The sequence below is a fragment of the Mesorhizobium sp. CNPSo 4684 genome (assembly GCF_057784315.1).
Window position 1 is genome coordinate 47,769 of the sequence record NZ_JBWLUX010000027.1, and the last position, 25,072, is coordinate 72,840.

32 protein-coding genes are annotated in these 25,072 nt (G+C 62.7%); 16 read left to right on the forward strand and 16 right to left on the reverse strand.

Going from position 1 to position 25,072, the window contains the following annotated elements:
* The first annotated feature begins 34 nt into the window (after window positions 1–34).
* Complete coding sequence (locus AC04SG_RS23550; protein WP_488552993.1) at window positions 35–1,003, forward strand: glycosyltransferase family 8 protein; 969 nt, start codon at window positions 35–37, stop codon at window positions 1,001–1,003.
* On the opposite strand, the gene AC04SG_RS23555 is transcribed toward AC04SG_RS23550, so the two are convergent.
* The 6 genes from AC04SG_RS23555 to AC04SG_RS23580 all read right to left on the reverse strand — a co-directional run bounded on the left by AC04SG_RS23555 (window position 1,000) and on the right by AC04SG_RS23580 (window position 5,805).
* Window positions 1,000–1,356 (reverse strand): hypothetical protein, encoded by a 357-nt coding sequence (locus AC04SG_RS23555; RefSeq protein ID WP_488552994.1) that lies wholly within the window; start codon window positions 1,354–1,356, stop codon window positions 1,000–1,002. The genes AC04SG_RS23550 and AC04SG_RS23555 overlap by 4 nt on opposite strands.
* Before the next feature lie 215 nt (window positions 1,357–1,571).
* Complete coding sequence (locus AC04SG_RS23560) at window positions 1,572–3,152, reverse strand: phage terminase large subunit family protein (RefSeq protein WP_488552995.1); 1,581 nt, start codon at window positions 3,150–3,152, stop codon at window positions 1,572–1,574.
* Window positions 3,153–3,265: 113 nt separating this feature from the next.
* Complete coding sequence (locus AC04SG_RS23565; protein ID WP_488552996.1) at window positions 3,266–3,607, reverse strand: hypothetical protein; 342 nt, start codon at window positions 3,605–3,607, stop codon at window positions 3,266–3,268.
* A gap of 654 nt (window positions 3,608–4,261) precedes the next feature.
* Window positions 4,262–4,942: a terminase large subunit domain-containing protein gene (locus AC04SG_RS23570; protein WP_488553034.1), complete on the reverse strand. Its 681-nt coding sequence runs from the start codon at window positions 4,940–4,942 to the stop codon at window positions 4,262–4,264.
* Between the two features lie 79 nt (window positions 4,943–5,021).
* Window positions 5,022–5,396: a hypothetical protein gene (locus tag AC04SG_RS23575; RefSeq protein ID WP_488552997.1), complete on the reverse strand. Its 375-nt coding sequence runs from the start codon at window positions 5,394–5,396 to the stop codon at window positions 5,022–5,024.
* A complete protein-coding gene (locus AC04SG_RS23580) occupies window positions 5,389–5,805 on the reverse strand; it encodes a hypothetical protein (protein ID WP_488552998.1) in 417 nt (138 codons plus the stop codon). The genes AC04SG_RS23575 and AC04SG_RS23580 overlap by 8 nt, the downstream gene beginning before the upstream one ends.
* A 507-nt stretch (window positions 5,806–6,312) precedes the next feature.
* On the opposite strand from AC04SG_RS23580, the gene AC04SG_RS23585 reads away from it, so the two are divergent.
* The 5 genes from AC04SG_RS23585 (at window position 6,313) to AC04SG_RS23605 (ending at window position 9,155) form a co-directional block, all read left to right on the forward strand.
* Window positions 6,313–6,753: a Ros/MucR family transcriptional regulator gene (locus AC04SG_RS23585; RefSeq protein ID WP_488552999.1), complete on the forward strand. Its 441-nt coding sequence runs from the start codon at window positions 6,313–6,315 to the stop codon at window positions 6,751–6,753.
* A gap of 226 nt (window positions 6,754–6,979) precedes the next feature.
* Window positions 6,980–7,507: a hypothetical protein gene (locus AC04SG_RS23590; protein WP_488553000.1), complete on the forward strand. Its 528-nt coding sequence runs from the start codon at window positions 6,980–6,982 to the stop codon at window positions 7,505–7,507.
* A 125-nt stretch (window positions 7,508–7,632) separates the two neighbouring features.
* A complete protein-coding gene (locus tag AC04SG_RS23595) occupies window positions 7,633–8,379 on the forward strand; it encodes a hypothetical protein (RefSeq protein ID WP_488553001.1) in 747 nt (248 codons plus the stop codon).
* 67 nt (window positions 8,380–8,446) lie between these two features.
* A complete protein-coding gene (locus tag AC04SG_RS23600) occupies window positions 8,447–8,716 on the forward strand; it encodes a hypothetical protein (protein WP_488553002.1) in 270 nt (89 codons plus the stop codon).
* Window positions 8,717–8,849: 133 nt separating this feature from the next.
* Entirely contained in the window at window positions 8,850–9,155 is a 306-nt protein-coding gene (locus AC04SG_RS23605) for a hypothetical protein (RefSeq protein WP_488553003.1), read from the forward strand.
* Between the two features lie 12 nt (window positions 9,156–9,167).
* On the opposite strand, the gene AC04SG_RS23610 is transcribed toward AC04SG_RS23605, so the two are convergent.
* Both AC04SG_RS23610 and AC04SG_RS23615 read right to left on the reverse strand, forming a co-directional pair.
* On the reverse strand, window positions 9,168–9,581 hold the full coding sequence (locus AC04SG_RS23610; protein ID WP_477344763.1) for a DoxX family protein: 414 nt from the start codon (window positions 9,579–9,581) through the stop codon (window positions 9,168–9,170).
* A gap of 126 nt (window positions 9,582–9,707) precedes the next feature.
* Window positions 9,708–10,181 (reverse strand): Lrp/AsnC family transcriptional regulator, encoded by a 474-nt coding sequence (locus tag AC04SG_RS23615; RefSeq protein WP_488553004.1) that lies wholly within the window; start codon window positions 10,179–10,181, stop codon window positions 9,708–9,710.
* Between the two features lie 110 nt (window positions 10,182–10,291).
* On the opposite strand from AC04SG_RS23615, the gene AC04SG_RS23620 reads away from it, so the two are divergent.
* Window positions 10,292–10,858 carry an RBBP9/YdeN family alpha/beta hydrolase gene (locus AC04SG_RS23620; protein ID WP_488553005.1) on the forward strand — a complete coding sequence of 189 codons (567 nt, stop codon included), beginning with the start codon at window positions 10,292–10,294 and terminating at the stop codon, window positions 10,856–10,858.
* Between the two features lie 101 nt (window positions 10,859–10,959).
* Here AC04SG_RS23620 and AC04SG_RS23625 read toward each other — a convergent pair whose 3' ends face one another.
* Together AC04SG_RS23625 and AC04SG_RS23630 are read right to left on the reverse strand one after the other, a co-directional pair.
* Window positions 10,960–11,136, reverse strand: coding sequence for a hypothetical protein (locus AC04SG_RS23625; RefSeq protein WP_488553006.1), 177 nt, complete (start codon window positions 11,134–11,136; stop codon window positions 10,960–10,962).
* 102 nt (window positions 11,137–11,238) lie between these two features.
* On the reverse strand, window positions 11,239–12,204 hold the full coding sequence (locus AC04SG_RS23630; RefSeq protein WP_488553007.1) for an SDR family oxidoreductase: 966 nt from the start codon (window positions 12,202–12,204) through the stop codon (window positions 11,239–11,241).
* Between the two features lie 191 nt (window positions 12,205–12,395).
* On the opposite strand from AC04SG_RS23630, the gene AC04SG_RS23635 reads away from it, so the two are divergent.
* Entirely contained in the window at window positions 12,396–12,572 is a 177-nt protein-coding gene (locus AC04SG_RS23635; RefSeq protein ID WP_488553008.1) for a hypothetical protein, read from the forward strand.
* A 134-nt stretch (window positions 12,573–12,706) separates the two neighbouring features.
* The gene (locus AC04SG_RS23640) at window positions 12,707–13,063 is read left to right on the forward strand and encodes a DUF982 domain-containing protein (protein ID WP_488553009.1); all 357 of its coding nucleotides are present in this window, start codon (window positions 12,707–12,709) and stop codon (window positions 13,061–13,063) included.
* 34 nt (window positions 13,064–13,097) lie between these two features.
* Here the strand turns inward: AC04SG_RS23640 and AC04SG_RS23645 are convergent, their stop codons facing one another.
* Window positions 13,098–13,817 carry a Crp/Fnr family transcriptional regulator gene (locus AC04SG_RS23645; protein WP_488553010.1) on the reverse strand — a complete coding sequence of 240 codons (720 nt, stop codon included), beginning with the start codon at window positions 13,815–13,817 and terminating at the stop codon, window positions 13,098–13,100.
* Between the two features lie 184 nt (window positions 13,818–14,001).
* Between AC04SG_RS23645 and AC04SG_RS23650 the strand changes: the two genes are divergently transcribed.
* From AC04SG_RS23650 to AC04SG_RS23660, 3 genes are all read left to right on the forward strand, one after another.
* A complete protein-coding gene (locus tag AC04SG_RS23650) occupies window positions 14,002–14,232 on the forward strand; it encodes a DUF6894 family protein (RefSeq protein ID WP_352561118.1) in 231 nt (76 codons plus the stop codon).
* 113 nt (window positions 14,233–14,345) lie between these two features.
* Complete coding sequence (locus AC04SG_RS23655; protein ID WP_488553011.1) at window positions 14,346–14,846, forward strand: hypothetical protein; 501 nt, start codon at window positions 14,346–14,348, stop codon at window positions 14,844–14,846.
* Window positions 14,847–14,932: 86 nt separating this feature from the next.
* Entirely contained in the window at window positions 14,933–15,250 is a 318-nt protein-coding gene (locus AC04SG_RS23660; RefSeq protein WP_488553012.1) for a plasmid stabilization protein, read from the forward strand.
* Window positions 15,251–15,396: 146 nt separating this feature from the next.
* On the opposite strand, the gene AC04SG_RS23665 is transcribed toward AC04SG_RS23660, so the two are convergent.
* From AC04SG_RS23665 to AC04SG_RS23680, 4 genes are all read right to left on the reverse strand, one after another.
* The gene (locus tag AC04SG_RS23665; protein ID WP_488553013.1) at window positions 15,397–17,490 is read right to left on the reverse strand and encodes an EAL domain-containing protein; all 2,094 of its coding nucleotides are present in this window, start codon (window positions 17,488–17,490) and stop codon (window positions 15,397–15,399) included.
* A gap of 142 nt (window positions 17,491–17,632) precedes the next feature.
* A complete protein-coding gene (locus AC04SG_RS23670) occupies window positions 17,633–18,190 on the reverse strand; it encodes an RNA polymerase sigma factor (protein ID WP_488553014.1) in 558 nt (185 codons plus the stop codon).
* A 158-nt stretch (window positions 18,191–18,348) separates the two neighbouring features.
* Window positions 18,349–18,606, reverse strand: coding sequence for a DUF427 domain-containing protein (locus tag AC04SG_RS23675; protein ID WP_488553015.1), 258 nt, complete (start codon window positions 18,604–18,606; stop codon window positions 18,349–18,351).
* The gene (locus AC04SG_RS23680) at window positions 18,606–18,740 is read right to left on the reverse strand and encodes a hypothetical protein (protein WP_488553016.1); all 135 of its coding nucleotides are present in this window, start codon (window positions 18,738–18,740) and stop codon (window positions 18,606–18,608) included. The genes AC04SG_RS23675 and AC04SG_RS23680 overlap by 1 nt, the downstream gene beginning before the upstream one ends.
* A 782-nt stretch (window positions 18,741–19,522) precedes the next feature.
* On the opposite strand from AC04SG_RS23680, the gene AC04SG_RS23685 reads away from it, so the two are divergent.
* Genes AC04SG_RS23685 through AC04SG_RS23700 form a run of 4 tightly spaced genes read left to right on the forward strand, consistent with a single transcriptional unit; the run spans window position 19,523 to window position 24,134 of the window.
* Complete coding sequence (locus tag AC04SG_RS23685) at window positions 19,523–20,014, forward strand: Csu type fimbrial protein (protein ID WP_488553017.1); 492 nt, start codon at window positions 19,523–19,525, stop codon at window positions 20,012–20,014.
* Between the two features lie 37 nt (window positions 20,015–20,051).
* Window positions 20,052–20,774, forward strand: coding sequence for a fimbrial biogenesis chaperone (locus AC04SG_RS23690; RefSeq protein ID WP_488553018.1), 723 nt, complete (start codon window positions 20,052–20,054; stop codon window positions 20,772–20,774).
* Complete coding sequence (locus tag AC04SG_RS23695) at window positions 20,746–23,163, forward strand: fimbria/pilus outer membrane usher protein (protein WP_488553019.1); 2,418 nt, start codon at window positions 20,746–20,748, stop codon at window positions 23,161–23,163. The genes AC04SG_RS23690 and AC04SG_RS23695 overlap by 29 nt, the downstream gene beginning before the upstream one ends.
* Before the next feature lie 14 nt (window positions 23,164–23,177).
* Window positions 23,178–24,134, forward strand: coding sequence for a Csu type fimbrial protein (locus AC04SG_RS23700; protein WP_488553035.1), 957 nt, complete (start codon window positions 23,178–23,180; stop codon window positions 24,132–24,134).
* A 181-nt stretch (window positions 24,135–24,315) separates the two neighbouring features.
* Here AC04SG_RS23700 and AC04SG_RS23705 read toward each other — a convergent pair whose 3' ends face one another.
* Window positions 24,316–25,008, reverse strand: coding sequence for an outer membrane protein (locus AC04SG_RS23705; RefSeq protein ID WP_488553020.1), 693 nt, complete (start codon window positions 25,006–25,008; stop codon window positions 24,316–24,318).
* Window positions 25,009–25,072 lie beyond the last annotated feature (64 nt).

Consider the following 25,072-nt stretch of genomic DNA (forward strand, 5'->3'; position numbering starts at 1 on the left):
GTTGCCTCTTTTGCTGCTGTTGGGTTTCAGTTAAATGAGCCGAATGCGCTCATGTTTTTTCTTGGCTACTGACGCCAAATATTTGCCTTACGCCTGCCTGGCAGCGTGTCGTATTCTTGATGTCTCGAAGCCGATCGATGGACATTTGCTCTACACGAGCGCTGATGAAGCCGACCTAGAGACAGCCAAGCGCCTGCTCAATGGCCGCGTGACGCTGGTCGATATCGCCGGTTACATGCGCGATCACGGCTTCGCCTTCGGCACTTACAGCATTGCTGCATACGCTCGCCTATTCGCGGATCGCATGCCGATTTTTGAGCACTATGACCGCATTGCCTACACGGACTGCGATGTCCTGTTCAACAGAGACATCGCTGATTTGGTAGGCCAAGAGCTCCGGGCGCCGCTGCTCGCAGCCCACGACGACTACATGTATTTCAGACCCAAATATCGCGAAAAGCTGAACCTCAAGCCGGGCGCTCCATATTTCAATTCTGGCGTCGTCGTTTTCGATATGGCAGCGGTGCGTACGGGCGGTCTGTTGGAGCAGACTAGGCAGACAGCAACACAAGGCAAGATGAACGATCAAAATGCTCTGAACGTAGCTTTTGAGGGTAAATGGCAGACGATGCATCCGAACTGGAACCTGCAATCACTAGGGACCAGAGAAATCCGATTTGCCGATGCATTCGCCCGCCATTTCGCGGGTGGCAAGCCATGGGGCACACAGATCGGTGTTGAGCTCGATGCGCTGAAGGTATGGCGCGATCTGGCAAAGGGCACCCCTTGGGGTAGACCATTTCGCCAACGCATTCCGTTTGAGCGCGGTGTAGTCAAGCGCTTCCGCCGCAGGTTCGATGCTGTGGCCGGCTTACTCGGCGAAGATGTTGCCCGCCGCCGGGCAAAGTATGACGGCACGAAAATGCATAAGATCTACTCAGAACAGGCATTAGCCAACGCTATGGCCATGCAATTTCCGGAGATTGCGGGCGACTTCGCTTAAGGTGCAAGGATCGTAGCCGGATCGAGCCCAAGCGCGCGAACCAGTCCAACGGCGTCGGGATCGTCGCAGTAGACCTCCGGGCGGTCGGGAGCGAACCAGCGGGCGAAATAGAGCGCGTTGCCTGTCAGCATGGCATAGGCCTGCTGCATTTTGCCGGCGTCGATAATGCGAGCTTGAACGATCGATTTCAGCACCACTTGGCGAACGGTCGGGGCGATACTCCATTTGCCGTTCTGCCAGATCTGCCGTGCATCGTCCGGCGCTCGCGGCACCTCGATCGCGCTATTTGGCGGCTCAGCGCCGTCGAAGCCGCCGAGATAGAAACCTTGCGCATCAACGAAATATCTGGTCATTGTTCCTAGGGGTCGTTTGGGGTGATGCATGTTGTTGGGCTTGGCAATTGGATTTGGACTTGGCGTGTCCATCATCGCAGCTTTGAGTGTTTGGGCGGGGATGTTGCCTTTCGACGAGAGGGATTTGCACTAATGTCCTTCTACGTCGCTATGGCTTTAGGCTTAGTTCTCGGCCTCTATTTGCCGTTCCAGCTCACGCGCTGGTACAATCGCCGCTAAACCCAAGCCCTCACAACAATCTTCCAGCTGGCTGGCGTTAGAACAACTCCGCTGCCGCTGCCTTTGTTTAGATAATCTGGCGCCGTTGTTCCTATCCTAACGTTCATGTTAGTTGCGTCGGGCCAAACAGCCATGCCTTTATTTCCTGCACCGTTGCTCATATACACGGGAATTTCATCGCCGATCGCCCAGCCGCTGTCGGCTGTAGTGCATTGCAGAAACAACCCGTACAGTTTAGGTTTAGCGCCTAGGCCGTGTGCCAGTGTGAGAAGTCCGCCCAGGGTGATGGTCTGTTGAGCGCTTTCATAGGACTTCGAGAAGGGCAGCCCGGTGATTGCAGCCGCCAGTTCGGCCAAGGTGTCGAAGGAGGCTGACACGCCGCCCAGAACGACATCCATCGCCGCCTTGACAAACCCTGTCGTCGCAAGCTGCGTCGTATTGGTACCCGGCGCTGCCGTAGGTGCAGCCGGCACTCCCGTGAAGGTCGGGCTCGCTTTCGGCGCCAGGCTCGATACCGCAATCCCGCTGTCCTTGGCCGACTTGCCCGTGGTTCCGTTGAAGGTCGCGATGTTGTCGGCGACGGCGGAGGCCGGGCCGGCTATGAGGTCGCTCGCCTTGATCCCGCTGTCCTTGGCCGACTTTCCCGTAGTTCCGTTGAAGGTCGCGATGTTGTCGGCGACGGCGGAGGCCGGGCCGGCGATGAGGTCGCTCGCCTTGACACCACTATCCTTCCCCACCTTGCCTGTCGTGCCGGCGAACGTGACAATGTTGTCGGTTACCGAAGACGCAGGCCCCGCAAAATCCCCCGTCCCCGTCCCGTCGGCGCCCTTGTCACCGGCGCGATCGAACATAAGCCAGATGCCGTTGGCCGTCGTCGGCAAGGTGCCGGCGCCGCTGACATAGGCGAGCGTCAGCTTGCGGTAGCGAGTCGCCGCCATCAGATCATCTCGCAGTTTGACCACCTGGCCATCCTTGCGGTGGTAGAGCCTAAATTCCTCAAACCAGGACAGCAGCGTCGAAAACACCTTGAATCGGCTGGATTGCATGCGGTCGAGCATGTCCATCAGCCCGGCCTCGACCGAGACCGAGCCGTCGGCGAAGCGGGCGTGGCCCGCAAGCATGTTCAGCCCGTGCGCGGCATACTGTTTGGCAAGCGCGGTGCCCGCCCCTTCCAGCGTCTCGCGGCGGCCGTCGCGCGGCCACGCCCAGGGCAGCCATTCGCCCCAAGGCTTCAGCGCCAGCACCTGCATCGCCGGCGTCTGCTGCGAGGCCCGCGCCGCCTTGGTGACGTAGACGACATCGGCCTCCGTATCCCAGGCGAGCTCGACCGCGGCCGACGGATGGTCCCAGCCGAAATCGAGCCCGCCGATCCGCGGCCAGTAGCGCGGCAGCCGGAACGGCTCGCAGGCGATCAGCTCTTCGGCGATCGGAAAGATGCGGCCGGAGCCCAGCACCGGAATGCCGCGCGCGCGGGCCTCGCGCTCATGCTCGGGATAGGCGGCAATGATGGCGGCGCGCTCGTCCGGCGAATAGTGCTCGGCATCGTCGATGGTCATGAAGGTGACGTGACGGGACATCTGCACACCCGATCTACAAGCCAGTGGTCGAACTGGCAGGTTGTTGTGTCATGCGTGGGGAACCGCGACGAAGACAGCGAGCTTCGGAGCTCATCCGAAGTCTCGGTATTGGGTCAGTTTGAAATTGGCGAGAGCAGAAGCTGCGCAAGCTGACCGTCGATAGGAAAGTGGATTTGCGGCGTGGACAGCATGTGGATTACCTCTTTCGTCCGTTCGTCCGCGAACTCGATGTCATCTCGCATTTCAACGAGTTCGGCCCATTCCTCTACGTCCTTCGCGTCAAGGTTCCCTGCCAGAAAGCGTATGAGAATGCTTCGAATATGATTGCAGGTTAGCCTGACGAGCGGTTTTCGATAATCCCAGGGAAGCGGCGCCAGGAGCGCCTTAATCTCAGTAACCGGCCGATCCAAGTCGACCAGTGATCGAATGATGGAACGCCGTTCTTCCTCTCGCATGCTTAAGTGCCAACCGATGCTTGTTGCACTAACGCTCCATCTTGTCGATGCGTTCGCTGAGAGCCTTCACCGCTACGGTATTTTCCCGAATGTCTTTGGCGATCTCTTTCGCGGCGTTTGTAAACATTTTCCTTGATTGGCTCGCCATCCAACCGAAAACCCCTGACGACAAATGCTATTGCAGCATGGCTCATCACGCTTTCTCCGCTAGGCGATATTCCGGGTCGGTTGACGTAGTAGATCGTGCCACGGCGGTTGTCGATGCGATCGACTGCCGGCATTCTCCATGGCGCCTGAATTTTCACGAGCCTCGCCTGCCAATGGTATTCTCAACGGGACGCTAATATACATACGCGCTCCAGCGAGCAGCGCCTGCCGGATGCTTGAGGAATGCCATGCGAAGATTCATCTTCACGGCGATGTGTATCGCTGCCGCGACGGCCGCCAGTGCCCACGACTGGTACGAAGACAGGATTGACCCACAGACGAAATTCAAGTGTTGCGGTGGTTCTGATTGCCGCGCCATACCTCAGTCTTCGGTGCGGCCCAGGATCGACGGTGGTTACATCTATTTGCCGGATAATTTCATCATCCCACCGGACCGTGTGCAGGAATCCCCAGACGGCCAATACCATATCTGCGAAGGTACCTACGTCATAACCAATCAGCTGTATTTGCGTTGCTTCTTTGCACCTCGTGTAAAGATCTCTCTACTTCTTCCGCGTTGAGGCAGCGTCGCTGCGGCAGCACCGGCGCCCTCCCCCCTGCGGGAGGCTCTACGTCACCCCCCGCCCTGCCCTCCACCTCCTGCGCCGACAAAAACCGCAGCACCACATCCGACATGCCGAGCAGCGGTGTAAACGTGACGATGGTGATGCCGCCCGTGGCGTTGGTGCGTGTCAGGCCTTCGGAATAGATGTCGAGCGGCGGCTCCTCGTCGAACCAGACGCCGTGCAGGGTTTCGCCCTGCCACTTTTCGCGGCCCTTCTCATAGCTCTTGAACGACAGCACGGACTCATCGGCCTGCACGTCGCCGCCACCGCCCCAGCGCACCACGATGCTGTCGAGCGCGCCCGGCGCGCCGCGGCCCATGGTGGTGTGCACAATGGCGTCGGCGGGGATCATGCCGGTGCCCCAGGCGGCCTGCTGCTGCGGCGGCCCGACCAGAACGCGCTGCGGGTTGTCGCGCGTGCCCTCGCCGGTCACGCCGGCCGCCCATAGCCGCACGGCGGTGTCGAAGGTCTTGCCTTGCCACCATGAGGGATAGCGGCCGGTGAGGTGCATTGCCCATTCGGCGCCGCCGGCCCTGGTCTTGCCGAGCTGGTTGCCGGCCATGAACAGCCGCTCGCGATTGGTAGCACCCGCGGCGTGAAACTCGGCCTGGCGTTCATACGGCGTGTAAGATGCAAGAAGATTAGTCCTGCGTCTTCGGTCCAGTTCCTGCAGCAGCGCCAGATAGTGGCGGCGCGCCGCCCGGCTGGTCGCCGAACGGACCGAGGACGGCTTCGAGGCCGCGGATACGGCGGCGGATCTCGTCATCGCTCAGGGTTTCCAGATGGTCGAGGGAGACATGTAAATCCTTGGGAAGCACCGATTGGACGATCTTCAGATACTGGTCGGGCTTGTCGGCCCGGACCGCGGCAATCACACCGGCGCCGTGGGCACGAAAATCGGCGCGCACCGCGTCGAGGAAATCGTCGCCAAGCGTCTTCTTCGTCCGCTTCGTTGTGGCAGTGCCGGCTGGCGCCTTGCGGCCAGGTCGCCTGCGCGGCGCCGTCCGGTCAGCCATGATCCGGGATCCCGGCGGGCTCAGCCTTGCTGGCGGCAACCTGCTTTGCCGGTCTCGCCCGCTTGATTTTGCCGGGCTTGCGCCGTTTTGCCTTCGCCGGTTTCCGGGTGGTCTTGCGGTTGGCCACATCAGCGGCATCGGCCGGCGCTTCGCCCCTTTCGGCAGGCGCACCTTTCAGGCTTGCCCTGACAAGGCCGATCGCGCTTGCGTCGTGCGTGCCGCGCGGAAAGCCGAAGCCACCGATGGCATCGACGGGACCGTCGCGGATCATGCCGATCAGCACGCCCGGCACGACCGGCTCGACGCGGCCGACACGCGCCTGCGGGGCAGTGCCTTCGAACAGGCCGATGGCGCTGACGAGCTCGCGGCCGTCATCGTCGGTGATGATGGTGGCATAGCGGTTGGACATGGGCTTCTCGCGGATATTGCAGAATGAACCGAGGATAGCGTTCCTTCGCGCCCCCCTCTGTCCTGCCGGACATCTCCCCCACGAGGGGGGAGATCAGCAGTTCGTCCGCCCGGCCACGATCTCCAGCAACTGAGATCGGGGCCGACGGTCGAGATTGGCGCTACCATGGGTGACGGCCGATCTCCCCACCTGTGGAGGAGATGTCCGGCAGGACAGAGGGGGGCGCTGTCCCGCCGGCATTCGGTTCTGGCAACAGATTGCCTGAAAAACAAAACCCGCCTCGGCGGCGGGTTGCTGGCGTAAATCAGCACCATGGAGAAATGATACGATAGTTGCCCTCATCCGTCAATAGGAAATAAGAAACAATTCCTATCTCGGTCAAGGACTCTGCGGTGTTAGCGCTACCATATTTATCGTCAAGTCATATGCATATGTGCTAAAGTGCCATGCCGCAGGGGAAGTTTGTCTGATAATTTGTACTTTGGCATCAAGGGGGGACGAGAAGCCATGTCTGACGACAAAATTCGAAATATAAATTTGACCGCCGACATCGTCGCGGCCTTCGTGCGCAACAATTCGGTGCCTCCGGAAGGTTTGCCGGCGTTGATCGAGAGCGTCAACTCGGCGCTCGCGGCCGTGGACAATCCCGTTGCTCCGCCGCAACCGGCACCGGAGCCCGCCGTCAATCGCAAGCGCTCGGTGACGCCGAATTTCATTTACTGCCTCGAGGACGGCAAGAAGTTCAGGTCGCTGCGGCGCCATCTCGGCTCCGCCCATGGTATGACGCCGGAGGCCTATCGCGCCAAATGGGACCTGCCCGGCGACTATCCGATGACGGCGCCCAGCTACGCCGCCAAGCGTTCTGAGCTGGCAAAGGAATTCGGGCTCGGCATCAGGACAGAGACGCCGGCCGCCAAGGCGCCGGCCAAGCGCAAGACCAAGGCGTAACGCGACGCCCTCTGCGACGTTTGCCTAGCGGAGACGATCATGGTGGCCGACGAGCCCAATGACGTTCGCGCGTCGGTCGCCCCCAATGGGCGGTGCTGGTTGCCGAGACGGTGACCCAGCACCTGTTCGAAGCCCAGGAAGCGGCCGAGGATTTTGCCGATGGCGAGCGGACAAGGCTTGGCCTGCCCGCAAGGCCGCCGGCGGCTGATCCGTTGGCCTGAGCGTGATGACCGTCAGCTGGCGGCGGGATATCGCCCGAAATGAAAAACCCGCCTCGGCGGCGGGTCGTCGGCGCAAATCAGCACCATGGGGAAATAGTAGCATAAGTGCCGTCACCAGGCGATTGCCGCCTCGCGCAGCTGCTATCAGCATCGCTCACTTTGTCGTGGCTGCGCATAGGGTTCTGGCCTATGCTCAGTCGTCGGGGTCGGGAGAAATTACGATGGGAGATCAGAAGGCGCGCCTGCAGCGATCGCCGCCGATCGAGAAGCAACGCTCCTATGAACTCGACGGCAGGGATGGCTACGGCGAGAACAACAAATCGAAACGCAAGGCCATCCCGCTGTTCAAAGCCAAGTCCAATCGCCAGGGCCGCCACGGTGCGAAGATCGCCGTCGCCGGTATGACGGGCGACGAGCGTGATGCCGACGAAGCGAGGCTGCAGGCGGCGGATTTCAAGGCAGCGAAGCCGTGGAAGACCAAGTCGCCGGACATTCCGCTTGGTGATCGTCTCAAAAGGAAACGGAAAGGCTAGCCGGTTTCGGACGCGTGACCGCACCCGGGTTACCTGTCCGCCAAAATCGTAGCAGCCATTTTGCTGGTGCTGCTGTTCCTGCTGTTTGACAATAGGATCTAGAGCAACTCTGGGAAAGTGTGCGCATGCAGCCGAACCACCAGCTTCAAGGTCTGATCGACGATTGCTATGCGGCGTTCGCGCCCTATCCACGGCCGCTTGCCCTGCACGCCTCACCGTTGCGCGATCCGGTTGGGCTCCTGAAGACACTCACCTCCGCGCCTTTGCGTGAGCTGACCGGCGAGCAGATCGGCCCCTATTCCGGCTACGCCCTGACGACGGTCGGCGACGTCGACGACTACAAGCACTTCCTACCGCGCATCCTGGAGCAGGCTGTCCGTGAGCAACTCTGGATGGGCACCGAACCGCCCATCATTGTGGAGCGTTTGAAGAAGGCCGGTTGGCTGGAATGGCCGGCACATGAGCAGGCTGCAATTCGTGCATTGTTTGCCGGTGCGTGGTCGCAGGCACTTGAAGAAAATCCCGACGACGAGAATGCCGATAGCTGGGTGTGCGGCATCGCCTGTCTCGATTTCGATCTGGCGGCGATGCTGGAACAATGGGTTGCCGCGCCGTCGATTAATGCGGCGTTGCAGTTGGCAGATTTTATGCGGACTGGGGCGAAGTGCATATTCGAGAACGACACCGCGGAGCGCGCGCTTTGGACCTATGTCGATGAGGCAAGGATCAATCAGATGCGGCGCTGGCTACTTAGCCTGCCGGTGCACCAATTGTTGCTGACGGCCCGCGGTCGGGCGGTACCCTCCCAACTGTGGATGATCGACAAGGCGCTTGAGGCGCTGGCGTCTTTTGCGCCGTCCAGACTGCACTAGCATCGACCGACTGGTCATTAGCTGGCGCTTATGGAATCATTCCGCTCCGACTCGGGGAGAATGCAGCATGGACAAACCAGCCATGGCATCCGTGTTCAGGATGCGGCATGCGCCAGCCACTGTTTCGGGCGTCCGCAGTGTCGGCCGGGGCCAGGCCGATCCGGTCATCGGCAGAAGGCCGCTTGGCGAGGCGATCCGCTTCGTCATCGACGCCGACCCCCATTACGACATCAGCGCCGTCTCGATCGCCTTTGGCGACGGCTCGGCGCCGCGCCTCGGCAGCCGGGAGGTCAAGGCGCTGTGGGCCGAATATGGCCGCCGCTGGATGGAAGAGTAGGACCGGACTACGCCTCCCTCTGGATCGGAACAGGCGCTCATGCGTTGAGCCTGGAGTTTTGTTTACGCAATTCCGGACGGAAAACCGCTTCACACTTTTCCTGGAATTGCTTTAGCCAATGGGAGCAAACGCCATGAATGTCGCCAATCTGCAACTCGAAGGCCTGCTGATGGCCGTCGCCTCGATCAACCAGGTTCTGGTCCGCAAGGGCGTGCTCACGGTCGAGGAGATCGACATCGCCTTGCGCAAGGCCGAGGCCATCGAAACCGGCGAGGAACGGTCCGGCGGCATGTCGGAGTCCAGCCGCGACGCCGTCAACTTCCCGATCCGGCTGCTGGAACTGGCCAATCAGTGCCAGCCGGAGACGGACATGCCTTCCTTCTCGAAGCTGGCGCGCATGGTCGGCCAGATGAAGGAACCCTACAACGACCAGCGGTGAGACTTGCCGGCCTCACCCTCGGCCGAGCTTGGAGGCCAGCACGCTGCCCGGGCCGTGCACGGCGGCAAACAGCAGGCCGGCGGCGAACGGGAAATGCGACATGAAGGCACCGAACTCGGCCTGGTTGCCGGCCCAATGCGACGGACCGTGGAAGGCAAAGCCGAGGAAGACCACGTAGACGGCGGCGACCAGGGCCGCCGGCGTGAAGAACGCGCCGGTCAGGAGGGCGATCACCAGCAGCGTTTCTAGGATCGCGGCGCACCAGGCCAGAAACAACGGGAACGGGAAACCGGCGGCGGCGATGTAGCCGGCGGTCATGCCCATGTCCATGAACTTGAAAGCCGCCCCCATCGCGAACATGGCAGCCAGGATCAAGCGGGCGATGAGAATGGCCGCGGTCTGCCACGGCGATTGAACGGTTTCCATAATGTCCTCCTGGGATTGCTGGGGTTTTCGCTCCAAGGACGGGCGGCGCGCCGCCGATCCGACATCATCCCGCAAAAATTCTTGGCTGGCAAAACGGGACGTCTTGGCGGCGCCTGGGAATCCCGCTCAGAGCTTCGCCATCAACTCGCGCCCCAACCGCTTCGGCGGCTCTGCCCGCAGCACCACATTGGTCGTTACCGCGCCGTAGCGGCCGATGGCATCGACGATGCTTTCGAGGTCGGGCGGCGACGGGACGACGACCTTGACGAGAAAACAGTCCTCGCCGGTCACCCGCAACACCTCGAGCACTTGCGGCATGGCAGCGAACTTCTTCAGGCAAGTCTGGATGTGCTCGTGCGTGGTGCGCAGGCGGATCATCGCCATGGTGCCGAGACCGAGGGCGGCGGCATCGATCGCCGCCCGGTAGCCGGCGATGATGCCGCGCTCCTCCAGCCGCTTCACCCGCTCCGACGTCGCGGGCTGCGACAGGCCTACGCGGCGGCCGAGTTCGGAAATGCCGATGCGGCCATCCTCCTGCATGATCTCGATGATCGCCATGTCGGTGGGGTCGAGCCGTGGCCGGTAATCGCCGTTTGCCATGAGCACCTTCAATCCATCGGAATTCTTCGCTGCTTTCCGATGATCTCTCATTCCGCGGACGAGGAGAAGACCTAGAATTGGCGGCATCGTTCACCAGGACAGGACATTCCATGACCGACTTCATCATCTTGCCGGGCAGCGGCGGATCGGGCGAGGCCCATTGGCAGACACGCTGGCAGCAGGCCAACCCGGCGATGCGCCGCTTCAGCCCGGCGAGCTGGGATCTGCCGGATTTCGACGACTGGGTGGCAGCGCTGGAAACCGCGGCGTCACAGGCAAAGTCGCCACCAATCCTCGTCGCCCACAGCCTCAGCTGCCTGCTGGTCGCACATTGGCAGACGGTGTCGAGCCGCCAGGTCGGCGGCGCGTTCCTGGTTGCGGTTCCCGATCCGGCATCGCCCGCCTATCCCGCTTACGCAATTCCCTTCGCCGACACGTCGCGCGGGCCGCTCCGCTTTCCCTCGCTGATCGTCGCCAGCACCGATGATCCTTACGACCCGCATGGCTACGCCAGGACGAAAGCCGGGCAATGGGGCAGCGCCTTGCACATCGCCGGGCCCCTCGGCCACATCAACAGCGACAGCGGGCTGGGCGACTGGCCGGCGGGAATGGAGCTGCTGATGGCTTTCGAGAGTGGGATACAGGCCGCCGGCCAGGAATCCGCGATCGCACGGTAGGCGCCCGAACCGGGCGCCGGGTTGTTGGCGAGGGGCGCGGCACGGGCCTTGATGGGTTCGGCGGTCGTCTCGCCTTGGGCGCGGGCTATCGGCGGAACGGCTCAGACAGGCGCGCGGAGTTGCCGGGTCTGATCCTTGTCACGGTCCGGGCTTGCCGGATCTTCCCGCTGCCGCTCGGCGTCGGCCTTGCGCTTCGGGCAATCCTCATAGTCGTGGTCGCGCGAGCCGCAATAGGAGCAGCATTTTGCCGGCGTGTCGGGGCGAAGTGTCATGGCCATGCACAAGAATGCACGAAAAGTCATCCGGTTGCAGCAGCGTCTTCGACGTCGCTGCCCGGATGCGTGTCTTGCGCTCCGAAAGAGCCGGGCCAGCCCTGCCCTTCAATAGCCGCCGACGATCGGCAGGATTTCGCCGGTGATGTAGCTCGAGCATTGCGGCGAGGCCAGGAACACATAGGCCGGTGCGATCTCTTCGGGCTGGGCCGGGCGCTTCATCGGCGTCTTGGCGCCGAACTGCGAAACATCGGCCGCCTGTTTGTCGGACGGGTTGAGCGGCGTCCACACCGGCCCCGGCGCCACCGCGTTGACGCGGATGCCCTTGCCGATCAGATTGCCAGACAGCGCGCGGGTGAAGGCGTGGATGCCGCCCTTGGTCATCGAATAGTCGACCAGTTCCTTCGAGCCGTCTATGCCGGTGACCGAACCGGTGTTGACGATGGCCGAGCCCGGCTTCATATGCGCCACCGCCTCCTGAGCCATGTGGAAATAGCCGTAGAGGTTGGTCTTCAGCGTGATGTCGAAATGCTCCTCGGTGAGGTCGGCGAAATCGGCCGAGTGGACCTGGAAGGCGGCATTGTTGACCAGCACGTCCAGCTTGCCGAGTTGCTTGACCGTGCGCTCCACCGCGCGGCGGCAGAAGGCGCGGCTGGCGACATCGCCGCGTAGCGCCAGGCAGCGCCGGCCCTCGGCCTCGACCGCCTGCCTGGTCACTTCGGCATCCCTGTCTTCGCTGAGATAGACGATGGCGACGTCGGCGCCTTCGCGCGCAAACAAGACTGCCACGGCGCGGCCGATGCCGGAATCGCCGCCGGTGATCAGCGCCACCTTGCCGTCGAGCTTCCTCGATCCCTGCCAGAACGGCGCATCATAAAGCGGCGCCGGCTTGATCTCGCCTTCCTCGCCGGGCTTGGGATGGTGCTGCTTCGGAAAAGGCGGCTCGGGATAGAGCCGGGCGCCGGCCTGCATGGCGGCGTCAGGTTTGGCTTTCGCCTTGTTGCGGTCGTCGGCGTCGACCTTGCGTTGCACGCTGCGCTGCTTGCGCACCGCCTTCGAGATTTTGGTCAGCATGGGATTCTCCTTCCTTGTCGGAGGACAACGCGCTCCAAGCAAAAAGGTTGGCCGGGCAAAAAGGTTGACGGCGGGCTTTGCGCGAAAGCGCGCGCATTCGTCCGGACTACATCAAAGTTAAATGCGAGGCACAGGCGTCAGGTGCTAGGTGAGTGCGAAAGGGGGGACTCTAAAACTCTAGGGAGGAGTCCATGGAGGTTCGAAATCTGGTTGCCAAACTGTCGGCCGCACTGCTGCGCCGGCGCGCCGCATCGCCGCCAATACTGTTCAGACCAATCTGCAACTCGCTCGCCGACATCCCCTTGAAGTCGCAGTCGCGACCGCCCTACAGGCCACGCCAACCGATCCGGCCGGCCAGCAACATGTAGCCTTCGCAAGCTGCAACCACTTCGCGATCTCCTCGTTTATGGCGATCCCGATTCACGGAGGCTGTCCATGAAATCGATACCAACAAACAACCCCGTCCTGGTTCTGGGCGCCGCTGCCTTCCTGGTCGCGCCTTTTGCCGGGCTTTTGTGGCGGACGCGGGAATGGTTCGGATGGTGAATTTCTCATGAGCCGATTTCTTCCCCTGACGATCAAATTCGTGGACGGCAGTACGATGACGGTGTCGTCGATCGCCGACGCCAACAGGGCGCTGGGCGGAAAGTGGAAGAACAAGGACGCTCAGGCCTACAAGGCGGCCGTCAGGCTGGTGGATGATGCGCTGAACGGAATTTGCCGCCCGGCCATCGCTTTTGCCGCTTTCAAGAATGCCGCCGATCAACAGGGCTTGCTGAAGCCGGCGAAGCCAAGCGCCGCCCTGGCCATGCTCGACGAATTGGCGTCGCTGAGCGGACATCATTCAAAGGCAGGCTGACGATTGCAGGCGATGCGCGGGGAACGCCGATGACCTATCTCGGCTCGCGGTTCATGCTGAGATAGGTCGGGTCGAACTCGGCGATTTCGACAAGCCGCTGCCAGTCCAGGATCGTCACCATGTGGTTTGCCCAGCCGATGACGCCGAGCCTGCGCAGCGCGCCGATGACCCGGTTCATGTGAACGATCGACAGCCCCAGCACGTCGGCCAGTTCGGCCTGCGACAAAGGCAGACGGAAACTCATGCCATTGGTCTGCTTGACCACTTGAAGCCGGACGAACAGCTCGCACACCAGATGCGCCAGATGCGAGGTCTTGGATCGCCTGCCCATGGCCACGATCCATTCGCGGTGGATGGCGCCGTCGACGAGTGTGTCCAGCCACAGCAACCGGGTCAGATGTGGCGCCTGTTCGGTGATGGCGCGCAGCCGGCTGTGGTCGGCGGCGATGACCCGGCATGGCGAGAGCGCGATGATGCCATGGTCCATGGTCTTGAGCAGAAAGGCGTGCAGGTCGACAAAATCGCCAGGCACCTGCAACGAGGTGAATTGCCGGCCGCCATCCTCCAGCACCTTGTAGCGCGCGGCCAGGCCTTCGATGATGAGCGTGCTGTAGACGGGTCTCGACCCCTCCGAGACGATGTCCTGGCCGGTGGCAAAATCCATCTCGACGGTCATGGCGCCGGCGAGCAGCCCCTTCTCCTCTTCCGAGAGGGCGTCATGCTGGCCAAGGTTCAGATAAAGCGATTCCAGCATTGAGGGGGTCTTCCATGGATCGGTTGCTGTGGCTCAACGCCGGAGATCGGGTGCGGTTGCACTCAGCCGGGCATGGCGTCCGTTTTAGCCTGGCGGTGACGGTGAGAAATCTGTTTGAGAATCAGCCGGATGGAACCATGGCTACGGACAGGGGTTTTAGCGTCTCATGCAGGATGCTTACGCCATGGAACGGTTCTACTTCGATCTCTACAACTCCGAAAACCAGATCGATGAAGAGGGGCAGCTCTTCCCAAGTCGTGAGCGCGCGGGTGCCGAGGCGCTGCGCATATTGCACGATATCGCGCGCGACGAGATGCCGGAGGGCGAGCACCGGCGGATCACCGTCAAGATGCTGAACGAGAACCGGGAGCAGATTTTCGAAGCGTCGTTGACCATGGCGTCGCTGTGGAGTTGAGCGTCGGCGGCTCTGCCGACCACGGCATGGAACCTCTTGCCCTCCCCTCAGTTTCCTAAGGGAGCCCCAGCGGCAGGAGCTGCTGGCCAGTAATTGATTGGAGGCACGAACCCATGTCCCTGCAAAAGCTTCATCCCGAGCAGGTCGACGCGACACGCGACCATGCCTATTCGACCTTTGCCCCGGTGCTCATCGGTTCGTTGGCCAAGCGACTGGCGCGCTGCCAGGGAGCCAAGGAACTCGGCGATCTGGAGAAGTCGCTGATCCGCCTGATCGAAAACGCCGACGTCGATGAGCCGCAAGCCGAGGCAATGAAAGAGTTTGCCATCGAGTTGGTGGTGTCGACGATATCGGAGGCCCGCGCCCACCCCGACAGCAAGAGTGACGTCGAGGCCGTCGGCGAGCGCCGCGCGGAGGGCCGCTCGGAGAATCCCGACACGCTTGAAGAACAGCTCCAATCCGGGCTCGAGGATAGCTTTCCGGCAAGTGATCCGCCGGCCGTTGTCTCAACCTCGATCTCGGGCGGGTCGAAGGATCTTGTCGGCACCGACGAGGTGTTGCGCCGCAAGAAGGAGGCCGCGCAGCGCAAGCAGGAAAAGGCCGACGCCAGCTAGGCTGAGGACTGCTCTCAAGCAGGCATGCGGATGACGACTGCCCGCATCACGTAGACGAAGGGACACGTAAACGAAGGGAGAAGACAATGCCGCGTGGAGATAAATCGAAATATACCGACAAGCAGGAGCGTAAAGCCGACCACATCGCCGAAGGCTACGAGCATCGAGGCGTCTCTGAAAAAGAGGCCGAACGTCGTGCCTGGGCGACGGTGAACAAAGACGATGGCGGCGGCAAGAAGGAAGGCGGTTCGGGCCGCGGCAAAGACACCGGTCATCCGGCCGCTCACAGGGGCGGCAAGCTCGGCGGCAAGGCGTCAGCCTCGCGCTCTTCGGCCAGCAAGTCGGCATCGGCAAAGAAGGCCGCAGCAACTCGCAAGCGCAACGATAGCCACGCGCACCGCTGAGTGCTGATCTCCCACAAGGAAGATCGTCCTCTTGCAGACGTGATGGACCGGTGCGCCGAACTTTCAGGCCAAGACGGCTTAACGGTCGGGTGGTGGTGCCCGAATTTTCTCACCGGCGAGTTGCCCCTTCAACTGGGGCTCGCCCGTCAGCCGAACCGCTTGCGCGGCGCCTCGGCGCTCGCCCTTGCCACGATCGCCTCCAGCGGCTCCGGCCGGTGCAGCAGAAAACCCTGGCCGTAGGCGACACCCATGTCGCGTAAAATGTCGAGCGCGGCCTGCTCTTCGATCTTTTCGGCCACCACCGCGCAGCCGAGGCTTTTGGCGATGCCCGTAATGGCTGAAACGATCTCTCGGTCGAAGCGGCTTTGCGCGATGTTTTCGATGAACGAGCCGTCGATCTTGATCTGATCGACAGGAAAGCGCCTGAGATATTCGAACGAGCTCATGCCGGCGCCGAAATCGTCGAGACTGACGCGGCATTGCCGCTCACGCGCCTTGCGCACGAACTGTTCGGCGGCGTCGAAATTGGTGACGGCGGCGGTCTCGGTGATCTCGAAGCCGATGCCGGAATGCGGCGCGCCGGTCTCGGCGATGGCGGCGTCGACGAAATCCCACAGCAGCGGATCGCTCAGCGTTTGCGCCGACAGGTTGAAGCCGAGCGTGATGGCGCCTGATTTCATGGCCGGGCCATGCTGCGACAGTGCGGTCCTGATGATCCAGCGGTCGAGCCGCGAGGCAATGCCGAAGCGCTCGGCAACCGGAATGAACTCGCCCGGCGGGATAAGCTTGCCATTGCGCCCGGCAAGCCGCGCCAGCACTTCGACATGACGGCTCTCCCGCCAGGGTTTCCCAAGCAGATGAATCTCCTGGCCGAACAGTTTCAACCGTCCGTCGTCCATGGCGTCGACGGTGTCGGCGGCGACACGCGCCGCGTTGAGGCCGCCGGAGCCCGAGGCCGAGTCAGCCGAAAACACAGCAAAGCGGTTGCGCCCCGCAGCCTTGGCCGCATAGCAGGCGTCGTCGGCGCAGGCCAGCGCATCGGCCACCGTCGTGGTGGTGTCGTCGACAAAGGCGATGCCGATGCTGGCCGCAAGCTTGCGCGACGTGGCCGGCAGGCCGAGGTCGGCATCGCGCACCGCCGCAAGGATTGCGCCGGCCAGCGGCTCGGCCGCGGCCGGCTGGCAATTGGGAACCAGCAGCGCGAACTCGTCGCCGCCCAGGCGCGCGGCGCGCGCCGATGACGGCAGGCAGCCCAATATGCCGGCGGCGACACCCTTCAGCGCCAGGTCGCCGGCGGCGTGGCCGGCAAAGTCGTTGAGCGCCTTGAAGTAGTCGAGATCGACATAGAACACCGCCAGCGGCACAAGCCGCTCGGTGGCGATGTGTTCGGCCAGCAGCCGGTCGAAGGCGGCGCGGTTAAACAGGCCGGTCAGCGCATCGTGGTGAGCGGCGTAGGCGAGTTCGCGTTCGCGCTTCTTGTCCTCGGTGATGTCGCGCACAGTGCCGAGAATCTGGCCCGCGGTCCCAGGAGCTGCGATGAAGCGCACCAGCGATTCGACATGGCGGATTTCGCCGTCTCGCCGGATGATGCGGTATTGCGAGGCAATGACTGCGTCGGTCGCAAGCGGCAGATGAGCGCGCTCGGTGGTGTCCTTGTCGTCGGGGTGGAGATAGGTGTGCCAGAGGTCGGCGGCCACCTCGTCAGTGTCTGCGACGAGGCCGAAGATCTCCCTGGTGCGCGCGTCCCAGTAGCTCTTGTTGGCGTCGATATCGTGATGCCAGATGCCGGTGCCGCTGGCCGCCAGCGCCAGGCGGAAACGCACATTGACCCGCTCCAGTTCGGCTTCGGCCTCCTTCTGGCGGCTGATATCGGTCTGGACGCCCATCAGCCTGACCGGCTTGCCTGTCTCGTCACGCTCGACAATGCCGCCGCGGTCGAGCACCCAGATCCAGTGGCCGTCCTTGTGCTTCAGGCGCAGCTCGGTCTCGATCGAATTGGTCAGGCCGGCAATGTGGCGTTCGCCGCTGGCCAGCGCCCGCTCGCGGTCGTCGGGATGCGTCAGTTGCAGCCAGAGGTCGCCGGTGTTGGCAAGCTCGCCATCCTCATAGCCGAGCATGTGCGACCAGGTCGGCGAATAGAAACAGTCGCCGCTCAAAATATCCCAGTCCCATACGCCGAGCTGAGCGCGTTCAAGCGCCAGCGCCCAGAATTCGCTGTTGCGTCTTTTCTCTTCAGCCATGCCCTGGTTTCGTCCACCCTATCGCACCCATTATAAATGGAAGCAGACAAGAAACCGTTACCGGATGCGTGCGCATACGAGGCGCAAAGCCCGCAACCGTGCCGGATCATGCCGCGAGGCTTCATCATGCGATCGGGATCCATCATGCCACGGGCGCCCTGATTGGGCCCGTCCGGCCCGGCCCGGGTTCGACAATCCTTATCGCGTGGCGGCGCGCATTGTCCTCAAGCAGGCCGCGCAATTCCTCGCGGCCACGCGCAATGCGCGACATCAGCGTGCCGGCCGGCACGCCAAGCATCTCGGCGGCCTCGGCGTAGGAAAAACCCTCGATGGCGACCATGGTCAGGGCAGCGCGGCGGTCGGGGCTGATCGCCTGCAGCGCATCAATGATCTCGCGCGCCGCGACGTTGTCCAGCTGGTCGGCGGGAGAGGCCTGCACCTCGCCGGCTTCCAGCGGCAGCATCGAGGCCTCGCCACGCCGGTTCACCTTGCGCATCTGGTCGATGAACAGATGATGCATGATCGTGAACAGCCATTTTCGCGGGCTCTCTCCCGTCTGCCAGTTGTCCAGCCGCAGCAGCGCCCGTTCGAGGCAGTCCTGGACGAGATCGTCGGCGGAATCGCGGTCGCGCAGCAGCGAACGCGCATAGCGCCGCAGACGGGGGATTTGGTCGAGGATGGCTCTCTGCTTTTCGTCCATGACCTTGTTGTCTTCGTTGTCGGCTTGTCGCCGATGCAAAACCGCCGCGCCCTCGGGTCGAACCCGAGGGCAGCTTCCGCCAGCATGAGAGCTCCCCTGTTCATGCATGTCGTTGGCTCCAAAAACGCGACGCACTTTCTGGGCAACAGGCATGATGTTCAGCGCGGCGCAGCGTCGATGGTGACCCGGTCGGGATAGAAGGCGCCGTGGTCGCGAATCCCCGCCATCTCATCGAATGGCTGCTCATAAGCCCACATCGCGTCCTTGCCGGCTCCACCCGCCGGCAGCACGTCCCAGTAGCTGGCGTCGCCCTTGTAGTAGGGGCACAGCGTCGACAGCGCCGTCTTCTTGAGCTTGCGAAAGTCGATGTCTTCGAACGGGATGTAGAAGGAGAAGGGATGAGGCGGCTCGGTCACTATTTGGCTTTCGCCGACGAGGCGATGATGGCGCCATTGGCAAACACGACGACACGCCCCTTGAAGGGCTCGATGGTGATCACCTTGCCCGGATTGCGCCGAAAGCCGGGCGACGGGTTCGCATGCTGATCCATGGCCGTTCTCCTTGTCTGCAGTAGGTCCGACGCCGATCGAAGGCGTCAGCTGCCGTTTTCGACTGGCCCTGACACGGCAACCGCTGTGACGCAGGACAGCTTCTGGCGCTTTTCGAGCCTTGGCTTCTCGTATGTCTTCTTCATCGTTCCTCCTTTTCTTGACGTCTGCAGCCGGTCCGGGCGGCTACCGGTGTGCGATCATGGCTCGAAGGGACAACAGGCGCATCTCCCGTCCGGCCGATGCGCGGCCGTCGGGAATCAGGGTGAGCGTGGCAAGAATGATTCCCAAATGTTTCCCCGCGATCCGACGGCGGTGGATTTATCTCAGCCGGCACGACCATGCTTGGGCTGGGCGGAACACGGTTTTGGGGAATGCGGCCCTGGCAGCGCAGCGACGGCGACGGTCGCTTGGCTCGGCATACGAAATAATCGATAATCAGAGACAGGCGGACAGACTCTATCAAATCAAAATGAATCGACGTTGACTTTCGAAATTTCAGCGGAACAACTAAAATAAATTATGTATAGACGAATTTTCACTTTCAGAAAAAGTCGATTTTACCCGCGTTAACCAAATCTTAACCAAAATCACCTGATACACCTTGAAGTTATTCACCTATGGGAATCCGAATCTAAGTTGGAATAATCATTGCGCAGCTCGCTTTTCGCATTACCGATATCGTTGATGTCACTGCGCAGCATGCAGCGGGAGGAGCTGCAGGAGTGAAATCCGGGCCAGGACTGTTCGCGAGAAACGGTCTGCCTCACGGAGGGACATACGCATGAGATTGCTGAAATACGCGCTGCTGGCGGGAGCATCGTTGTTTTCAACCCTGTCCGCGATCGCCGCCACCGCGTCTGGCAACATGACGGTGCGCATCACCATTATCGACGAATGTAAGGTCCAGACGGCAAGCGATCTTGATTTCGGCACGCACGGCGTCATCGATGCGAATGTCGACCAGACAAGCACCATTGGCGTGCAATGCACGGTCGGCAAGACCTACGATGTGGGTCTGGGTGTCGGGCTTGGCGCGGGCGCGACCACCGCGGTCCGCAAGATGACCGGACCGGCGTCGGCGACAATCAACTACACAATCTACAGGGAAAGCACCCGCACGCAGCTCTGGGGGACAACGATTCCCACCGAAACGGTTGCGGGAACCGGCAATGGCAGCGTGCAGAACATCACGGTCTATGGCCGTGTTCCAACGCAAACGACGCCGGCGGCAGGCGTCTACACCGACACCGTTGCGATCACCGTAACCTACTAACCAACGACCTAACCAACGACGCCACGACGAGGACGACATGCGATCCATGCTTTCATGCATTGGCGCCACGGCTTTTCTGTTGCTGTGCGCCGGACCCTCAGACGCCACCTCACTGAGAGTGGCGCCGACAGGTCTCGAGCTGATCGCGCCCGACGCCTCGGCGGTCCTCAACCTCAGCAACGACGACGCCAAGCGGCCGATCAATGTGCAGATCAGGGTCTTCGCATGGAGCCAGTCCGGCGGCATCGAGACGCTGACGCCAACCACGGATGTCGTCGCCAGCCCGCCATCGACCAAGCTCGGACCCAACGCCCAATACGTGGTTCGCGTCGTGCGCGTCTCGAAGGCGCAGGTGCGGGCCGAAGAGAGCTACCGCCTCATCGTCGACGAACTGCCCGACCCCTCGCGCAAGAAGGCCGGCACGGTTGCGCTTGCGCTGCGCTATTCGGTGCCGGTGTTTTTCCGCAACGCCGACGCAGCCGCGCCGGCGATCGCGTGGAGCCTTTCGCGCAATGGCGGCAGCCTGATGCTCACCGCCAGCAACAGCGGCGAGAGCCGCTTTCGCCTGTCCAACCTGACGCTGACCCAGGGCGGCAAGAAGCTCGGCAACCGAAACGGGCTCGTCGGCTATGTGCTGGGCGGCGCGACCATGCAGTGGCCGATCGGCAGCAGCAAATCACTGTCCGTAGGCTCCGTGCTTTTGAAGGCACAGAGCGATCTTGGACCCTTCGATGCCAAAGTTGCCGTCAAGGGCCGCTAGCACCGCGATTGTCGTCGCGCTCGCGACTTTCACACCTTGCCCGGCAGTGAACTCGCAAGAGCCGCCGGCCGTGACGAACCCTGAAGAGCCTGATCCCGTTTTGCCGGCCGGCCGCAGCCTCTATCTGGAGGTGTTCATCAACGACGCCTCTACGAAACTGATCGGCAATTTCACCGAGATGCCGGATGGCGGCCTGGCGGCGACGCCGCAAGAGCTGAAGGACGTCGGGCTGAAACCGCCGGAGGGTGCCGAAGGCGCCGGCGGCCTGGTCAGGCTCGACCAACTGGCCGACGTGTCGTTTCAGATCGACGAGGCGGCGCAGCGGCTCTACGTCACCGCCGCCAATGACAGCCGCGAGGCGCGCATCGTCGATCTCGGCCTGCGCCTGCAGGACCGGCCGGCGCCGCAATCGGGCTACGGCGCGGTGCTCAACTACTCGCTGTTTGCCAGTTCCAACACATTGTTCGACGGCGACAACGAACTGTTTCAGGGCATTTCGGGCGGCTTCGACACGCGTGTGTTCAGCCCTTATGGAACGCTTAGCCAGTCGTTCATCGCTGGCTATTCCGACGGCAGGCTCGGCGGCTTCACGCGGCTCAACACGACCTGGAGCTATTCCGACCCCGACCGGCTGATGACCTACCGCGCCGGCGACTTCGTCTCCGGCGGACTGCCGTGGACGCGTCCGGTCTATCTCGGCGGCATCCAGGCGCAGCGCAATTTCCGCCTGCGCTCGGATCTGGTGACATTGCCCCTGCCCTCCTTCGGCGGCACGGCGGCGGTGCCGTCGACACTCGAAGTTTATACGCAAAACGTCCGCACCTATTCCGGCGACATCCAGCCCGGGCCGTTCCAGGTCACCAATCTGCCGGTGTTCACCGGCGCCGGACAAGCGCAGGTGGTGCTGCGCGACAGTCTCGGGCGAGAGACCACCGCTACCTTGCCGTTCTACGCCTCGAACATGCTGCTGCGTCAGGGACTGCTCGATTTCTCCGTCGAAGCGGGCATGGCGCGGCGCAATTTCGGTATCTCCTCCGACGACTATGACGGCCGCGTCATGGGCGTCGCCACGGCACGCTATGGCCTGAGCGACCGGCTGACGCTGGAAGCCCATGCCGAGGGTGGCGCTGATCTGATCAATGGCGGCGTCGGCGCTGCCTTTCCGCTCGGGCCTTACGGCGCGGCGTCGGCGGCAGTGGCGGGCAGCGACCATGACGGGCGCACTGGCGCGCTGGTCGATGCCAGTGTCGAATTCGGCTATGATGGCTGGGCGATCAACGCGCACATGCAGCGGGCCTTCGGCGGCTATGAAGACATCGCCTCGGTGACGGCGCAGCCGGTTCTCGACCCCGACGATTTCACCCGTTTCAGCGCCGGCGTGCCGCGCGCGGTCGACCAGGTGACGCTCAGCGTGCCGATGCCGCTCGATTTCTCCAGCCTCAACCTCTCCTACACCCATCTGAAAAGCGCCGAGGGCGATACCAGCCAGATCGTCGGCCTCTCCTACAGCCAGGCGATCTTCAAGCGCAGCACGCTCTATGCCACCGCCTTTGCTGATCTCGACGACGACAGCAGCTATGGCGTGTTCGCCGGGCTTTCGATCCCGTTCAACGACGACATCACAGCCTCGACAGGGGTCGAGCAAGGGCCTGACGGCCTCAATGTCGTTGCCGACCTCGCCAAGTCGGAACGGGCGGAGGACGGCAGCATCGGCTGGCAGCTGCGCACGTCGGAGGGCGAGGTCCCCAACCGCTCGGCAGCCGCCAGCTATCGCGCGCCCTTTGCGCGTTTCCAGGCCGGCGCCCAGCAATTCGACAAGGATTTTCGCGTGACCGGGCAGATGGACGGGGCCATCGCTGCGGCGGGCGGCGGCGTGTTCGCCACCAACCGCATCGACGATGCCTTTGCCGTCGTCGACGTCGGCACGCCTGACGTCGAGGTGCTGCATCAGAACAGGCCGGTCGGAAAGACCGACAGCAAAGGCCGCATCCTGGTCACCGGGCTCAACTCCTATGAGCTGAACACGGTCTCGATCGACCCTGAGAATCTGCCCGTCGATGCCGATGTCCCGACCACCAAGGAGACCGTCGTCCCGGCCGACCGCAACGGCGTGGTGCTGAAGTTCGGCGTGTCGGAGGCGGCGCAGGCAGCCCTTGTGACGCTGGTCGATGGGAGCGGAGCGCCGCTCGAAGCCGGACTGTTGGGGCGCGTCGACGGCGGCACCGAAGACTTCGTCGTCGGCTATGACGGCCAGGCCTACATCAAGGGCCTCGGCAAGCAGAATGCGGTGGCAGTCGGCCTGGCGGACGGCAGCTCGTGCCGGGCAAATTTCCCCTTCGAAGCGGCGCGCGGGCAGCAAGTGACGATCAAGACTGTGGTGTGCCAATGACAATGCCAGGCCAGATGCTGCGCGCCGCAATCGTTGCAATCCTGGTGGCGATGTTGCCGTCGCTCGCCCTGGCGCAAAGCTGCAGCTTTACCGTCACCAACATGAATTTCGGCGCCGTCGACACGCTGTCGGGCAGCGCGGCGACATCGACGGCCACCCTCAACGTGACCTGCAGCGGCAGTTTGCCGTTGCTGCTGCCCATTCTGGTCTGTCCGCATCTCGCCGCCGGTACCGGCGGCGCAACCTCGGCGGCAGCCCGGCAGATGCTGAGCGGCGCCAACAGCCTCGACTACCAGATCTATTCGGACCCGGCGATGAGTGTCGTCTGGGGGTCCTATGCCTGGGCCTATGCCTCGCGCCCGCCGCCGCTGCAGCTGAGCCCCAGTGTCCTGGGCAACTCATCCGGCACCTTGACGCTCTATGGCCGGGTTGCCGGCGGCCAGGCGACCGTTCCGCCCGGCACCTATCTGTCAACGTTTTCGGGCGGGCATGTCGAGTTCCGCTACCGGACAAACCTGCTGGGCAGCAATTGCGACACCGGCCTGGGCACCCTGGCCGCCTCTCCGACCTTCACCATCAACGCCACGATTGCGGCCAATTGCCTGGTCGCCACCCAGAACATCGATTTCGGCTCCAAGGGCGTGCTCGACGCCAATGTCGACGCCACCGGCCAGGTTTCGGTCACCTGCACCCCGTCCACCGCCTATACGGTGTCGCTCAATGGCGGCACGACAGGCGGCACACCCACCAACCGCAAGATGTCGAAGGGTGCCGAGCGGGTCACCTACGGTCTCTACAAGGACAATGCGCGCACGCAGCCCTGGGGCGATGCCGGGACACCGGGAAGCACGGTCGCCGGCACCGGGACCGGCGCGGCGCAACCTCTCACCGTCTACGGCCGCGTGCCGCCGCAGACCACGCCCTCGGCCGGCGTCTATACCGACACGGTGGTGGTGACCATAACCTACTGATCGCCCGGCGCCCGGAACGGACATGGCGCCGACGCCGCCGAGCGGCGGCATCCGATCGCCTCGCCCGACATCATTGGCCGGTGTGGCCATCCAGCATCAGCCGATCAGCTCACGCACACCGGTCAATTCGTGCCTCACGAACAAAACCCGGAGCGAGTCCGAGGATTGCCTCGCCAGCAGATCAGAACTTGTAGCTAAGGCCGACCCTCAAATCCTGCGTCTTGAGATCGATATTCGAAACTGTGCCAGGACCAAAAAGCGGCACCGAGATATCCTTTTTGCCGAAGTCGGAGTAGCGATATTCGACGCTGGCGATCCACCTGTCGGTAAAGGCGTGCTCAACGCCAGCCCCAACCGTCCAGCCAAGATGGGTTTCGTCATGGATTGTTATTGAACCGCCGAGCCCACTGCCGATCACACTCATTTCATACTTGGCAGCGGCCACGCCTGCCGTGATGTAAGGCAAGGTCCGATCGAACGCATAGCCCGCCCGCAGCCGCGCCGAACCCGACCATTTGAGTTCGCTTTCAAGCAACGCGCCGGCACCGGCGAAGGTCGTCACCGCATCGACATTGCTGTACGCAAGGTCAGCCTCGGCGCCGAGCACGAAGCGGTTCGCCAATTCCTGGTTGAAGCCGATATGGACGCCGCCAATAAAACCGCTCGGATCGAGGGGAGCGGTAACGTCGGGGCTCCCACCGCCTGCGCTGATGAAGAGATCGGATTTTCCATCCGCGTAACCGAAGTGAACGCCGGCATAGAGGCCTGACCAGTCGTACTCGGCGGCAACCGGCGAGGTTTCATTGATGTCGGCCGCGGACGCGATGCCGGCAGGCGCGAGAATGAAGGCTGTGGCGAGAAGAATCGTTTTCACTGTTTGCTACCCCGATGATGTTGCGCCCCCGGCCGTGGAAATGCTCCGCGGCGATCCGGGCGGT